Consider the following 14,275-nt stretch of genomic DNA (forward strand, 5'->3'; position numbering starts at 1 on the left):
GCTTCGAGCCGAGGAACTGGATGCTGGCCCTGGCGCCGTTGCTCGGATGGCACACCGACGGCGCCGAGGGGTTTGGGTGGGGCCTGTTCGCGACCCTGTTCACCAGCGTGCTGCCCTTTGTGATCCTCTGCCTGGGCGAACGCCGGAACTACTGGAGCGACCGGCACGTACGGCAGCGCCGGGAGCGTTTGGTGGCCGGCCCCGTCGTCCTGGTCTCGGTCATCACCGGCACAGGGCTGCTGTACGGGCTGGAAGCCACGCCTGCCGTCCGTACGCTGGTGGCCGCGATGCTGGCCGTGCTGCTGATGCTGATGCTGATCACCTTCTTCTGGAAGGTGTCGGTGCACTCCGCGGTCGCGGCCGGTGCCCTGACGGTCCTCGCCTCGCTCTACGGGCCGTGGTGGCTCCTTTCCGCGCCGCTGGTGGCATTGATCGGCTGGTCACGGGTGCGGCTGCGGTGCCACACCGTCGCCCAGGTGGCCGTCGGAGCGTGCGTGGGCGCGGTCGTCAGCGGCGCGGCCTTCGCTCTCCTGCGATTAGGGAGATGAATCAGATGCGAACGTTCCTCCCTCCCAGCGCCGCCGATCTCTTCCTGCGCGACTTGGAGCAACGCGCCGAGCATCCGGACGCCGCCTCGACCATCGGTACGGTGCTGCATCTGTCCGGCGCCGTTCCCGAGCTGCTTGACCTGCAGGCGTACGTGGCCGCGCGCCTGCCCCATATTCCGTGCATGACGCACCTTCTGCGCGGGGACGGCCGGCGGGCTCAGTGGGTACCTGCCGTTCCCGACCCAGCGCATCACGTCGTCGCACGTCGCGTGCCCAGGGGGCCGGAAGCTCTCGAAGCCGCGGTGCAGGATCTGATGCGCGCCCCTTGGCCCGAGGGCGTCCCGGCCTGGCGCCTGGTCCTGTTGCACGGACACGTCCCCGACGGGTTTGCGCTGCTCTACCTGACCCATCACGCCGTCCAGGACGGCGTCGCCATCGTCGCGGTCTTGGAGGACCTCTTCGGGCCGGATGCAACCACCGGGCCTGCGCCGGTACCGCGGACACCGTCCGCCGAGCCGCGGCCCCGGCTGCGGCAGGTCCTGCGAAGTGCCGCCGTCCTGCTACGGCATGCCCGCAAGCACCATGTGTGGACCTCGTCCTCGCGGCCGCTTTCCAGTCGCCGTCGCACTTCGTGGGTCCGGGTGCCTGTGTCGTTGCTCAAGGCTGCGGCCCGCGCCGGTGGCGCCAGCATCAACGACGTCTACCTCACCGCCTTGGGCCACGCGATCGCCGGGTGGGCGAGCACAGCTTGGCCGCGGGCCGCCCGGGCCCCGATTCCCGTCATGGTTCCCGTCAGCCTGCGCACGGCCGACGAGCGGGCGGTCCCTGGCAATCGCCTCTTCCTGACGCGGGTCGACCTTCCGGGCGGCCTCCCGCCCCTCACCCAGCGGCTCGCCGGCACCAGCGCGGTCACCGCTGCGTTCAAACTGCCCGGACACCGAGCCGTACTCCGTGCTGCTCTCACCCGCCTGCCCGCCGGGCTTCTCAGGCGCCTCGTGGCCGCGAGCACCGCCCCGGGACGGCTCACCCTCGCCGCTTCCTTCCTGGTGTTGCGCAAGCGCCTCCGCTATGGCGACGCGGTGGTGAACCGGGCCGATCCCGTCATGTGCTGTCCGCCCGGGGCGCCCCTAGCGGTCGTCGTGCTCCTCTACGGAGACGAGGCGAGTGCGTGCTTCCGCATCGACGCAGCTCTCCCCGGCGCAGAGAGCCTCCCCGCCCGATGGCGCCAGGCCCTGGAAGCCCTGGCGGCAGCCGAAGGCCGGCCGCCGACCGACCCTGGGACTGCCGCGGTAGCACCGGCTGTCCCAGGGCCGTCTACGGAGTGATCACAGCGCCGGATCGACGCGCCACAGCGGCAGGTGCTCGAAGAGGGTGACTGCCTCCTCGCGCCAGCGCGGCCGCCAACCGGCGGCTTCGGCCGAGGCCAGTTCCGCATACCGCTGGATATCCGCCCGCAGCTTCTGCTCGACACCGCAGCTCGAGGCGATCTCCCGGACGGCGGCCACGGTCTGCGGGGTGCAGGAGGAGTCGCCGAGGGCGGATTCCACCACCGCCCGCTCCGGGCCGCTCACAGCTGCCAGCAGGGCGCTGATGGTGTAGCTGCGCTTGCCGTCGCGCAGGTCGCTGCCGGTGGGCTTTCCCATGGTCTGCGGGTTGCCGAACAGGTCGAGGTAGTCGTCGCGCATCTGCTCGTAGATACCGACCAGCCGCGCGTAGCGGCGCAGTTCCGCATCGAAGCGTGCCGGGTCCTCGCCCGCAGCCAGCAGACCGAGCTGTAGGGGGGCGAGGATCGAGTAGTGGGCGGACTTGTAGGCGGACACCGCGTGCAAAAGTTCCTCGGACGGAATGTCGGTGAAGTCCCGTTCGATATCGGTGATCTGGCCCACGATCATGGCGGAGGCCGCCGCGGTCTGTACACCGGCCATCGCATGGCGCACCGCGAGCGCGGCCGGGGAATCGAGGAGGACCTGCAAGGACAGGGCCAGTGCGAGGTCACCGGCGAGGATGGTGAGCCCGAGGGCGTCCTGAAGGCGCTGGGGGAACTTCTGCCGGTAGGCGTAGTAGGTCGAGGGCCCGCCCCGGCGGATGGCGCCGTCATCGATGATGTCGTCGTGGATCAGCGCATGCGTCTGCAGCAGTTCGATGCTCAGCGCGGCCTCCTCCAAGCCGGGCACCGGATCGGGGGTCACCAGGCGGGCCGCCTCGTAGATGAGTGCCACCCGTAGCCGCTTGCCGCCCCGCACGGACATATCTCGCAGCAGGTCGAGGCACTCAGGAGTGAAACGGCTGGGCGACGGGGCGTCGAAGCCGTCTGCCAGGTCGCGGAAGTACTGTTCGAACTGTGCGTTGAAGCGGCCTTCGTAAGCGGCGAAGCGCTCTTTGACCTGGTCGGTGGGAAGGGCGGTCTCGGTCACGTGGGGGCTCCATTCGTCAAGGCCAAGGTGGTCCACAGGACTGTGGCGCGCGCGAGGGGTCTGATGGCGTTGAGGGGCTGTGTCCTGACGGGGGTGTGCCCAGAAGTTACTGGCACGTCAGGAGGTGTACTGGGTAGCGGTGACGGCCAGCCCGTGCAGCGCCCGGGACGCGGCCGGCGGCAGCGCGGACGCATCCAGGACTCGCAGGACCTGCTCATACCGTGAGGTGATCATGTGCTCGGTGTGCTCCCGCGCGCCGGTCTCCTCCAGGATGGCCCGCACCTCACCTGCTCCGCGTTCGTCCAAGTCGTCCCGTCCAACCAGGTGACGCAGACGACGCTGCTGCGCCGCGGAGGCCGCCCGCAGGCCCCGAGCGAGGATAACCGTGTGCTTGCCCTCGCGGAGGTCGCCCAGGCCGGGCGCGCACGCACCGTCCGCGCTGCCGAAGACGTCCAGCAGGTCGTCCCTGATCTGGAACGCTTCCCCCAGGGGCAGACCCAGTTCCGTGAACAGGCCCAGGGTGGTGTCGTCGGCGCCGGCGACGGCGGCTCCCAGCTGCAGGGGACGCTCGACCGTCGCGGTGGCGGTCTTGTAGCGCACGATCTGCAGAGCCGCGTCGATGTCGTCATCGGCGCCGGTGCCCATCACGTCCAGGTACTGGCCGTACATCACCTCCTCCAGCATCGCGTCGAACAGAGCGTGCACCGTACGGCGCCGCTGGACGGACAGTGCGGCGGTGTGCAGCAGCTCCTGGGCCCAGATCAGGGCGAGATTGCCCACCAGGAGGGCACCGCCGGCACCGAGCCGTTCCGCCCGCGGGGACGGACCAAGCCGCGCACGCAGAGTGCGGTGGACCGCGGGGCGGCCCCGGCGCGTGGCCGAGTCGTCCATGATGTCGTCGTGGATGAGCGCGAATGCCACGAACAGCTCCAGCGACGCCGCCACCCTCAAGACGGCCGCCCTGTCCTCGCTCCCGCCGGCGGCATGCCAGCCGACCACGCACAACAGGGCTCGAATGCGCTTGCCGCCGGCAGCCAAGAAGTCCCGCACGGTGTTCACCACCTCGATGGGATGACCCCGTCCGGCAGCCACCCGGGCCCTGCTGGTGAGGAAGTCCTCCAGCACCGCATCAACCTGCTCCCGCACCGCCCCCAGGTCGATCTCCTGAACGTCCATCACACCTGAGGTCACAGGCCAGCCCTCCCGGCCATATCCACGGGCGAACGGCCGTGCATTGAGGACGAAAGGACGCGGTTGCCGACGCGGACCGGCGAAGGCTGAGTCTCTCCGCACCCGGTCCGTTCACGAGGTCGGGCCCGCCATTTGATCTCCATGCTCTCTCAACGACCCAGACAGTCCCGGAACACGCACGACCATCGACGCGGCCGGAGCCACCTGAAATCACGCGGCAGGGGCGAGACAGGCCGGTTGTTGAGACTGTCGGTGACCAGGTCCAAGCGCCGACCCCATCATCACGGCTGATGACCGTCAGCACCGCCACCGCGGGCCGCGCCGTCGCGGCGGCCGACGCCGCCCTCAGCATCCACCGCTGCGTCGGCGGCCAAGCCAGCTGACACCGATCCGCCCGACTTGGTACCCGAGAAAGGGAGGCTGGGCATTCGCCGAAACCGCGCCAGTATCCGCGAACGCGGCGACCGCGACCTTTCAGCCCGAAGGGCGCATCTGGCTGTCCCGTAATCCCTGGGGGATCAGCGCGCGGCGTCAGATGCGGTGCATCGCAAGGCGGAGGGACGTCCGCATACTGGATGTATTCGGGCGTTCCGACAACGCGGCGAGGTGACCGCGGGACAGGCCGCAGGAAGTCCGCAGTTCATCCCGGTCCTGGACAAGCTGCGGGTCCGCGGCCCGGTCGGCCGACTCCGCACCCGGCCCGACGCAGTCGCCGGCGACAAGACGTACTCCTCCCGCCGTAACCGCGCCTACCTGCGCACACGAAACATCAAGGCCGTCATCCCGGAGAAGAAGGACCAGACTGCCAACCGGAAGAAGAGGGGCCGCCGGGGCGGCCGACCCCTCACCCACGACACCGACCTGTACAAGGAACGGAACACCGTCGAGCGCCTGATCAACAAGCTCAAGGCCTGGCGCGGCATCGCCACCCGCTACGACAAGACCCCCGAGAGCTACCTCGCCGGCCTGCAACTACGCGCCTCGATGATCTGGATCAAAGACCTCACCCTGACCGCTGATTGATCACGACTCGATACACGCCCTAGGGCCCCTCGCCTTCGAAGGCTCTCTGCCCGCCGAGCCTGCCATGACGACGTACAAGCGGCAGTACGCGGTCACCACGAACCACTTCTACAGTGACCTCGAACCCCGCCTGGCCAACGAGTGGCTGAGCGCATGGCATACCTGGGGCGGATACTCGTTCCGTGCAAGAACGTTCGTGCACGCTCCTGCCAAGCGGCAGGAGTACATGTACGCACCGGACATGACCTACCAGCAGTCGGTCTACTCCGGCCGGCCGGGCACGAACATGCGTGAGCCCGTCATGTCCTCAAGTCCGGCCAGAGGCGTGAGCAGGACTGGTACCGCGGACCCGTCCACGGGGCGCCGGCCCGGAGCCAGGCATGCGCCTATTGCCGCACCCCGGAGCACATCGCCTTCCCGCGTGCAGTCGGCCACGCTACTGAGCTGGTGGTGGACCTCCATGGGTGCGGGTGATCGGCATGATGACGGCGGACCGTCGAGCCGCCTGTTCGCGGAGGGTGGCGTTCTCGGCCAGGAGGGCGGCGGTCACGCTGGCGGCGGCGTCGACTTGTTCCTGAAGTCTGCGGCGGTCCTCATTGCTCTTGCGGAGCCGCTGCCGGAGCTCGGTGAGCTCGTGGCCGCGCTGCCGCCCGAGTGCCGCGACCGGGCTGGCTTCGACGCGGGCGTTCCCCTCGGCCAGGACACTGGTGGCCCTGTTCATGGTGGCGACGGTGGTCACTGTCATTGCCGGGGCCGGCGGATCAGAAGGACACCGCCCTCCGGTGCCGTCAGTCGCTGTAGACGCCGACCTCGGAGAGTGAGTAGCCCCACCGAGTGCCGCGCTCCAGCCCCTGAACCCGTACGTAGCGTGCCGGAGTTCCGGCGAAGCGCGCCGTGTCCAGGCCGCCGTCACCAGCGGTCGTGGACCACGCCGTCTCCCAGTTCGTGCCGTCGGCCGACAGCTCGACGCGGTACGACTTCCCGTACGCCGCCTCCCAGTCGAGGGTGACGCGCTTGATCAGGTTCGCGGATCCGAGGTCGATCCGCAGCCACTGGTCGTCGTTCCACTCGCTGGCCCAGCGGGTGCCCTCGTCGCCGTCCACGGCCCGGCCGGGTGCGAAGCTGACGAACGGGTTCCACCATTCCGACGTGGACGCCGAGGCGGCCGCATCCGAGGCCAGGTTCACCCCGGACTTGTGTTTCTCGGACTTCCCCCAGGTGCGGAGGTAGGACTCGGCGCCCGCGAAGAGGTCGTCCACGACATCCTGGCCGCCGACGATCCGGATGTCCTCGATCCAGTCCGGGACCATGCCGTAGTGCGCCGCGCCATTGGTGTTGAAGTCCCAAGTGCGCTCGCCGGTAGTCTGCTTATCGATCACCGAGCCGCCGTCCGTGCTGCGGAAGGGGTACTTCACCGGGTTCGGGGTGTCCCCACCCCGCGGGCCCGGCCAGCCGCCGACACCGTTCATGTCGGTGCCGTAGCCGTAGCCGACCCTGTACTTCTCGCGTAACGCGTCCGTGCGCTTGGCCTCCGCGCTGAACGCCTCTGAGCCGCTCATGTACTGGCCGATGAACCCGCCGAGCCTGTAGAGCCGCTCGGTCCAGCCCAGATCCATCCAGCTGTGCGAGGAGATGATGCCCGGGTACGACTCGGATTCGAGGATGTCGAAGGCCTGACCCGCGGCCTTCACGCTCATGTGGTCGATCTCCAGCATCATCTTGCGCTTCATCATGCCGCGCACCGCGTACTCGCCTAGGTCGGTAAGCCCGCGGGTGTTGCACCGCATGTCCGAGGCGTACGAGGGGACGGCCACCCCGGTCGGCAGCTGCTTCTCCGCCTCCGCCGCCACCGCGTTGCCGATGGGATTGTCGTGCTGCGGCCCCCGGCAGGTCTCCACCTTCCAGAAGGTGCCGGTCGACAGGAACTGCCCCACGTTGATCGCCGTACCGAGTGCGCCGGAGTCGAAGCGCACCCCGCACAGGGCGTTGTCGAACTTATGGCACAGGAACATGCTGCGCACGCCCAGTTTATGCAGCTCGTCCAGGCCCCGGTCTATGTCCTCCTTGGAGCACTGCGCGATGTCCAGAATCTGCTTGCAGCCGAACGGCTCGGAAGTCTCGACGCCCAGGACGACGGCCAGCTTGCCCTGCTCGATGACCTGGCGGGCCTGGGCGCTGTCGGTGACGATGCGGAACCAGCCCTTGCCGAGGCCGCCGTACATCCTGTCGATGAAGGCCTGCATGTCGTACGACTTCTGCGCCTCGAGACGGATGGCGGTCATCTCGTCGCAGCCGCGGTCCTTGAAGAAGTAGACCGAGCAGATAACCCCGTTGGTGACCAGGTCGTTGACGAGAACCCGCTGGCCGCCGCGCCAGGCCCGCTCGATCCAGGCGTAGTAGTTCTGCTGGTGGGTCAGCGAGTCGTGGGCGGGCCAGTCCTTGAATGTTGGCCACCCGTTGGGGTCGTGCTTGCCGTCGCCGCCCTTCGTGATGAGGTCGAAGATGGCCAGTGTGCCGTCGGGGTAGTGCTCGGGGCAGTCCCTCAGCGCGTCAGCAATGCCCTGCTCCGAGAAGGGCTTGCCGCAGATCAGCCGGCCGCCGAAGCCCTCGTTGGACATGATGTGGTCGTGGGCGTCGACGAAGCCCCTTACGCGCCCCAGGGCGTCGGTGCCCTTGAAGGGCTCGCCCGTGACGTTGATCTGCGAGTCGGGCGTGGGCCGCGCGGCGGGGGTCCACCAGCCGGGCTCCGCCGCGGAGCTGGGTATCGGACCGAGTGCCAGGGCCATCACGGTGAGGAGCAGTGACACCACCGTGAGGGATCTGAGCCTGCGGCGCGGAGGTTGAACCATGGCTGCCACTCACCTTAATTGACATGTCCATTCAGGTTACTGGTGAGTTGAGGATCGCGGCAGCTGGTAGGAGAGTCAATGGCCCGGGACGCCAGACCTGATGACTCCTCAGTTCTGAGGAACCTGTGCCCAGGGGCGAGACACGAGGCGTGACCGAGGACGTGGATGCGTCGGCAGCCGATCAGATCGTCCCGGGTGACGCCACCCCGTTACATCCGCGCACAGCGAGGCATGGGCGAGCGCTCTGGGAACTGCGGTCGCCCCGTACTCCGCCTTGACCGTCGGCAGCCAGGACCTGATGAATTGACCATGCCCCGCACGAAGCCGTCCCCCGCCCACGAAGCCCTGGTCCGGGGATTGAGGAGCAGGGGGGCAAGGCCACCACGACGCAGGTGGAGCGCTGGCAGCAACAGGGCTGGCTCCCCAGGTCCTCGGTCCGGCTCGAGCCCGACTCCGCCACGATCCGGCCCCTCATCCTCCATCGGGCCCTGTGGCTGGCGAGCACCGCGCGGCCCGGCCGCAGCATCGGGTGGGTCGGATAGTTCTTCTGGGCGGTCGACAACACCCCCCACAGCGCCAAGCGGCTGCGGACGGCCCTCGTCGCGGCCCTGAAGCGGCCGCTGACCCAGGCGGGTGTCGAGAAGATCCCCACTGGGAACTCCGACCAGGCCTTCCAGTCTCGTCAGGACGCCGCCGAGAAGATGCCTTCGCGGACCGGCCGCTGCGCCCCCACCTCACGCTGGCCCGTGCCCGGAGGGGCGATCTCACCTCGACGGCGGAGATCGCCGACGGGATCGCCGGGTTCACCGGCTGCCGATGGACTGCCGAGCGGCTCCACCTCGTCGGCAGCGACTTCGGCCGAAGCCCCGGACCCATCCCTTACCGAGACGTCGCCGCCTGGGCCTTCAGCAGCGGTAACTGACCTGGGCGGCCCTCTGGGATGACGACGGGCCCCTGACCAAGGCAGCAGCTCATGGCGCTTGTGCCCGCCAATGGAGCGTCCGGGGCACGCCTCTCCGTGCTGGGGTACGGCGCGCGCCCCCAGCCGCTCGACCTGTGGTGCGGCCGGCCTCCACTTCAGCGACGCGGTTCCCGGTACGCGGTGGGCAGGCGCATGCCGCGAGCCGCCATGATCTCCCGCACCCGGTCGGGATAGTCAGTGATGACGCCGTCGACACCCATGTCCATGAGTGCCTCCACGGTGGCCGGGTCGTCACAGGTCCACGGGATCAGCTTGAGCCCACGCCGATGCGCCTCACGGATCATCGCTTCGCCCGGGTAGAACCGGAAGTCCGGGTCGGCGATCGTGCCGTTCTGCGGGAAGCCGTAGTTGGGGGACAGAGCGGCAACGCCGGGCACAGCGGCGGCAGCCCGCACGAAGTCGCCGCCGTAGTCGTCGGCGTCGATCCCTCCGAGCCAAGGGGAGGCTCCGGGCTTGCCCACCTGAAGGAAGTCGTAGTTAGTGAGTGCCACCAGGGGGTAACGCGGCGCGATCTTGTGCATCTCCTTCAGCGCCCCCCAGTCGAAGGACTGGATGGAGACCTGCCTCTCGATGCCGGAGCGGTGGATCTCCTCGAAGACGCGACGGACGAACAACCCGCGTGGCGCGGTCTGCTCGGGCGCCCCGGCCTCCACCTTGGTCTCGATGTTCAGCTTGAGCCGCTTCGCCCCGAAATCCTTCACGAGATTCAGGACGTCCTTGAGTTCGACCAGCCGGAAGCCCTTGATCTGTTCCTGTTCCGGGAAACCCGGGAGCTGTTGATACCCGCAGTCCAAGGTCTTGATCTGGGCGAGGGTCAGGTCCTTGATGTACTTGCCGACGTACGGGTACAGGGGATCGCCGGGTACGAGCGGACCGGAGTCCTGGCACTTGTGGACGCTGATCTGCCGGTCGTGGTTGACGACCACCTTCCGGTCCTTGGTGATCTGGGTATCCAGTTCCAGCGTGCTGACGCCGAGGCGTATCGCCTTTCGGAAGCCGTCGAGGGAGGACTCGGTGGTGAGGCCGAGGCCTCCGCGGTGGGCCTGCAGATCGAAGGCGACCTGATGCGAGGGTGGGCCGGGGTGGTCCTGGCCCGCCGCGACCGCCTGTCCGGTCGCAGGGAAGGCAAGGACGGGGAAAAGGACCAGGCCGGCGACCACGTGCCTCGGGACCATGTGAGCCTCACCTGTTCGTCGAAGTAGGTGCCGCCAAGCCAAGCAGGCACGGCCGACCGGCACCAGGACGGAGCCCGAGCACCAGGTGAACGCGGATGGAACCTGGGTACTCGCTGGACGGGGTACTCACGCCCTGGTGCCCGCGGCCCTGGCTCAGCGCACGGCCGGGTGGCCGCTGCCGACGGGGCTCGTGGCGCCGGTGCGCTCCAGGGACTTTCGCAGCTGCGCGGTGACCAGCAGCGACAACACGGCCATCATGGCCATCGTCCAGCCCACCGCGCGCGTGGCACCCAACAACTGGGCTAGGCCCCCGGCCAGCAGCGCACCGATTGCCTGACCCATCATCAAACCCGTTCCGGTCAGGCCGAACGCCTGACCCCGTACGTCCGCGCGGGTGTGGCGCACCAGCCGCTCCTGCAGAGGCAGCGAGGCCGCGAAGCCGAAGGAGGAGACCCCCACCAGCGTCGCCGCCACTGGCACTGGGAGCGAGAGTGGGAACGCCAGGAACGGCGCCGCCAACAGCACGCGCAACGGCAGGATCAGCCTGTCGCGCAGTATCTCGGGGACGAATCGCCCCATCACGATGTCCCCCAGGAGCATGCCGCCCGCACCGGCGGCCAACAGGTATCCGGCATGGCCCGAGGAGTACGGGATGAACAGGGCCTCGCACCCCACGACCAGGCCGTTGGGCACCCACATCATCAGATAGAGGGGCCGGACGCCGGGCGACGTGAGAAGTTCACGGTTGATCTGGCGGCTGCGTTCGACAACCTTCCCTTCCGCTCGCGGAGGACGATCGGAGAGTCCGATCCGCGCCGTGACCCCCGCGGTGACACTCACCATCGCGGCGATTCCGAACAACCAGGTCGGCGACAGTACGGCGAGCAGGAGCGCGCCGACGGCATTGCCGATGATCTGCATGCCCCCGACCGTGATGTTCATCGTGGCGCGGGCCAGTACGTACGCGTCCTTCGGCACGATGTCCGACAACAGAGCGAAGACACTGCCCGACGTGGCGGCCAACACCACGTATCCACCGGCGAGGATCAGCAAGCGCATCCACCAGCTCAGGTCGGGCAGCATCTGCAACGCGGCGGTCAGCATGGCGACGCCCGCCATGAAGACCATCGCGGTGCGGGGGCGCAACAGATCCGAGGAGGCCAACAGGTACCGCGCGGTGACGAGTTGCACCAGCGGCCCCCCGAAAAGGGAGACCGCGGTCAAGAACGGTGACCGCGTCTCGTGGTACGTCACCGTGCCCAGGGCGAGGCTCGAGACGACGACACCCGTCATGGCGAACAAGCGGACCACGAAGAGGACGCGGAACTCGCGTATCCCGAAGATCTCACGGTAGGTGGTCACGTGACACGCCTACGATCGAAACGAGCCGGCCACTCCTCGACAGCGACTGCCTGGGTCGGATGCTCCGGTGGGGTCATGGGGGCCCTCCACGGTCCCGTCATCGCCTTCCCCGCGGTGGCTCCGGGCTGACGTCGATCCGCACCCCGGAGGTGACCTTGCGGCAAATCTCGATCGCGCGTGCGGGTGTCGGAGCCGTGGCCAGTACATAGCCGACTCGGGTACGGGAGTTCTGGACGGGGTGGATCCTGTCTCCGACCTTCACGGGAAGGTTCAACTGCAGGACACCGGGCAGCCCTTGCCACCGTTGCACCCCCGCGACACCGACGACCCATCCCTGTGGCGGCGTGAAGAAGCGGATGGCGGCAGCGCCGTGCGCCGAGGGTGTCGTCCTGGGCGGTCCGATCCGGTCAAGGGCCCACTGGACGGTCAGGTCCAACAGGTCATGCCCGGTGGCTTGCCTGACGAGGACGGGTATGGAGTCCCCGCCGACACGCGTGTGCGTCTCGATGACCTCCGGGCCCGCAGACGTCATGCGCAGCTCTGTATGGCTGCAGCCATCGGCGATTCCCATGACGTCAAGGAACTCGACCACGTACTCCGTGATCGCATCCACGACCTCTGGGGCGATGTCCGCCGGGACGACGTGTCCCACTTCCACAAAGGGGTTCGCCGGATCGTCCTCGTGCGTGAACTTGCCCGTGATGGCAAGCACGTGGTGCTCGCCGGCACAACTGAACGCTTCGACCGAGAATTCCGGCCCCAGATGGAACGGCTCGGCAATGTAATCGTCCGTACTCGCGGGCGGCAGAACCACTTCATCGGCTGTCCGGAAACATGAGACGTTCTGGCTCCCCTGGCCATGCCGCGGCTTCACGATCACCGGAAACCCATGCCTGGCCGCGAACCCCTGGATGCCAGCGACGTCCCGCACGACCGCGCAGGGCACGGAGGAGAACCCCTTGTCCCGCAACCAGGTCCGCATCGCGAACTTGTCCCGTGTACGCGCGACGACGTCTTGAGAAAGGCCACGAATACCGAGGGTTTCGGCGATCCGCGCAGCAGGCATCAATCCCTGCTCCGTGAGTGAGATCACCGCGGTGAAGGGAGTGTGACCGTGTATCCCCCGCAGCAGCGGGATCAGGGAGGGGTCGTCGTACTCGGTCAGCACACTGCGCTTGACAAACGAAGCCAGCGCCTTGTCGAACCGTTCCGGTGCTTCGACCAGCGTAATATCCGCACCTGCCAGGCGCAGGCGGTCACAGAGTCCGGGGCTACTGCCCAGGACAACGACCTGTTTCGGGTCTTCCATACCCAGCACATCCTTATCAATGGGAATCATGGAACGAGGAGACGCCTACAGCCTTCCCACATACTCACTCAGGTCGTTCAACGATTCACTCCGCAGTATGGAATAGCCAGTACGCCGGTTCCCCGAGAAAGGTTCGGCATCGACGACGACATTCTCTTCACTGCGGATGACACGCACTTCATCGACGTTCGCGGGCCGCGCCACCTCGGTGCGCTCGTCGAAGTGAAAGCGAATCCCGTGCCAGAGGCCCTGCGGCTCGCGCACGGGGGCCTGCCAGTCAACGCCGGCCCTGGCGTGGAGGTAGGCCTCCTCAAGGTGCAGGCCGTGCTGCAGTTCGACCATCTCCGTCACATGGCCACCGATGGGGCGAGCCGCGGCCTCAATGACGCTGATCCGCTCAGCATTCATCTTGAACTCCATGTGCATCACTCCTTGCGCCATGCCCCAGCTCAACGCGATGCGCTCGGCCGTGTCCAACAGCGTTTGCCGGTGCTGCGCCGGTATGTCGCTGCCGGAAACATGACCGACCTCGTGACACACGGGAAGCGGCGACACGAACTTGCGCGTCAATGCGTGCGTCAGAACCTTCGCGTCCTGAACGACGCATTCAAGACTGAATTCCGGGCCGTCGACGAACTCCTCGACGAGGGCTCCTGCGGCAAATTCATAATTGGTCAACCGGGCCTTCTTGAAGGACAGCATCTCCGCCAGTGTGGCCTCGACCTCGTTGCGCGAGTTGCACCTGCGCACGAAGAGACTCATGGTCATATCAAGCGGCTTCACGATCACCGGGAAGGTCACGCTCCCCCAGTCGAAAGCGCGGCTCTCATCAAGCGAGGAGAGCCTGGTGACCACTCTCGGCTGGGGCACGTTTTGCTGGGCAAAGGCTTTCCTCATGAGCGCCTTGTTCCGCGAGGCACGTATTTTGGCGACGTTATTGTGGTACAGACCCAATCCTTCTGCCAGTACGTCCGCGGCAACTACAGCGAATTCACTGCCTGCGACCACAGCATCACATGGCCGCGCACCGATCTGCGCGAGCATCTCCTCACGGGATTCCGACAATGCCGGGACTCTGATCCACTCGTGCAGACCTGCGGTGCTGTCCTCCACGTTCGAACTCTCAATCGTCATGATCGTGAGTTTCCAGCCCTCGCGACGACAGATGTACGCGATACGGTTCAGCGACCACCGCGTAACGGGGTGGAGCAAAAGAATATTCATGGCACGCACCTTTGGACCCGCCGAGCGGGAAGTCAGTGGAGGATGAGGACTTCATGCCAGTGCGGGTCGCGCTCATATTTTCTAGTTGCGAGCGCACAGAATTCCGGACACGAAATCCTAAACCCTACGAAGAACGATGACTCTCACACGTCGTCGTCAGTCCCGAAAACGCCACTCGGACCCGACCACGTCTGTGCC

Annotated in this window: 10 protein-coding genes and 2 pseudogenes; 4 read left to right on the forward strand and 8 right to left on the reverse strand. The window is 67.4% G+C overall.

The window, feature by feature from the left end; translation table 11 throughout:
- Positions 1–20 precede the first annotated feature (20 nt).
- Complete coding sequence (locus ACFWSK_RS30445) at positions 21–548, forward strand: hypothetical protein (RefSeq protein ID WP_383793124.1); 528 nt, start codon at positions 21–23, stop codon at positions 546–548.
- On the forward strand, positions 545–1,873 hold the full coding sequence (locus ACFWSK_RS30450) for a wax ester/triacylglycerol synthase domain-containing protein (RefSeq protein WP_383793127.1): 1,329 nt from the start codon (positions 545–547) through the stop codon (positions 1,871–1,873). Before ACFWSK_RS30445 ends, ACFWSK_RS30450 begins: the two co-directional genes overlap by 4 nt.
- Here ACFWSK_RS30450 and ACFWSK_RS30455 read toward each other — a convergent pair whose 3' ends face one another.
- Positions 1,874–2,962: a polyprenyl synthetase family protein gene (locus tag ACFWSK_RS30455; protein ID WP_383793130.1), complete on the reverse strand. Its 1,089-nt coding sequence runs from the start codon at positions 2,960–2,962 to the stop codon at positions 1,874–1,876.
- 117 nt (positions 2,963–3,079) lie between these two features.
- On the reverse strand, positions 3,080–4,138 hold the full coding sequence (locus ACFWSK_RS30460; RefSeq protein WP_383793133.1) for a polyprenyl synthetase family protein: 1,059 nt from the start codon (positions 4,136–4,138) through the stop codon (positions 3,080–3,082).
- Positions 4,139–4,759: 621 nt separating this feature from the next.
- Here ACFWSK_RS30460 and ACFWSK_RS30465 point away from each other — a divergent pair.
- Positions 4,760–5,176 (forward strand): annotated as a pseudogene (locus ACFWSK_RS30465) (transposase); the annotation flags it as partial.
- Positions 5,177–5,612: 436 nt separating this feature from the next.
- On the opposite strand, the gene ACFWSK_RS30470 reads toward ACFWSK_RS30465, so the two are convergent.
- Together ACFWSK_RS30470 and ACFWSK_RS30475 are read right to left on the reverse strand one after the other, a co-directional pair.
- Positions 5,613–5,897, reverse strand: a complete 285-nt coding sequence (locus ACFWSK_RS30470; protein ID WP_383793135.1) for a hypothetical protein — start codon at positions 5,895–5,897, stop codon at positions 5,613–5,615.
- Positions 5,898–5,964: 67 nt separating this feature from the next.
- Entirely contained in the window at positions 5,965–8,025 is a 2,061-nt protein-coding gene (locus ACFWSK_RS30475; protein ID WP_383793138.1) for a discoidin domain-containing protein, read from the reverse strand.
- 703 nt (positions 8,026–8,728) lie between these two features.
- On the opposite strand from ACFWSK_RS30475, the pseudogene ACFWSK_RS30480 reads away from it, so the two are divergent.
- Positions 8,729–8,947, forward strand: a pseudogene (locus ACFWSK_RS30480) (2'-5' RNA ligase family protein); the annotation flags it as partial.
- Between the two features lie 155 nt (positions 8,948–9,102).
- Here ACFWSK_RS30480 and ACFWSK_RS30485 read toward each other — a convergent pair.
- The 4 genes from ACFWSK_RS30485 to ACFWSK_RS30500 form a co-directional block, all read right to left on the reverse strand.
- Positions 9,103–10,182: a glycerophosphodiester phosphodiesterase family protein gene (locus ACFWSK_RS30485; RefSeq protein ID WP_383793141.1), complete on the reverse strand. Its 1,080-nt coding sequence runs from the start codon at positions 10,180–10,182 to the stop codon at positions 9,103–9,105.
- 153 nt (positions 10,183–10,335) lie between these two features.
- Complete coding sequence (locus tag ACFWSK_RS30490) at positions 10,336–11,544, reverse strand: MFS transporter (protein ID WP_383793143.1); 1,209 nt, start codon at positions 11,542–11,544, stop codon at positions 10,336–10,338.
- Between the two features lie 97 nt (positions 11,545–11,641).
- Complete coding sequence (locus ACFWSK_RS30495; protein ID WP_383793146.1) at positions 11,642–12,883, reverse strand: ATP-grasp domain-containing protein; 1,242 nt, start codon at positions 12,881–12,883, stop codon at positions 11,642–11,644.
- Positions 12,884–12,898: 15 nt separating this feature from the next.
- Positions 12,899–14,077 carry an acetyl-CoA carboxylase biotin carboxylase subunit family protein gene (locus ACFWSK_RS30500; RefSeq protein WP_383793149.1) on the reverse strand — a complete coding sequence of 393 codons (1,179 nt, stop codon included), beginning with the start codon at positions 14,075–14,077 and terminating at the stop codon, positions 12,899–12,901.
- Between the last annotated feature and the right edge of the window lie 198 nt (positions 14,078–14,275).

It is taken from the genome of Streptomyces sp. NPDC058620 (assembly GCF_042717135.1).
Taxonomy (GTDB): domain Bacteria; phylum Actinomycetota; class Actinomycetes; order Streptomycetales; family Streptomycetaceae; genus Streptomyces.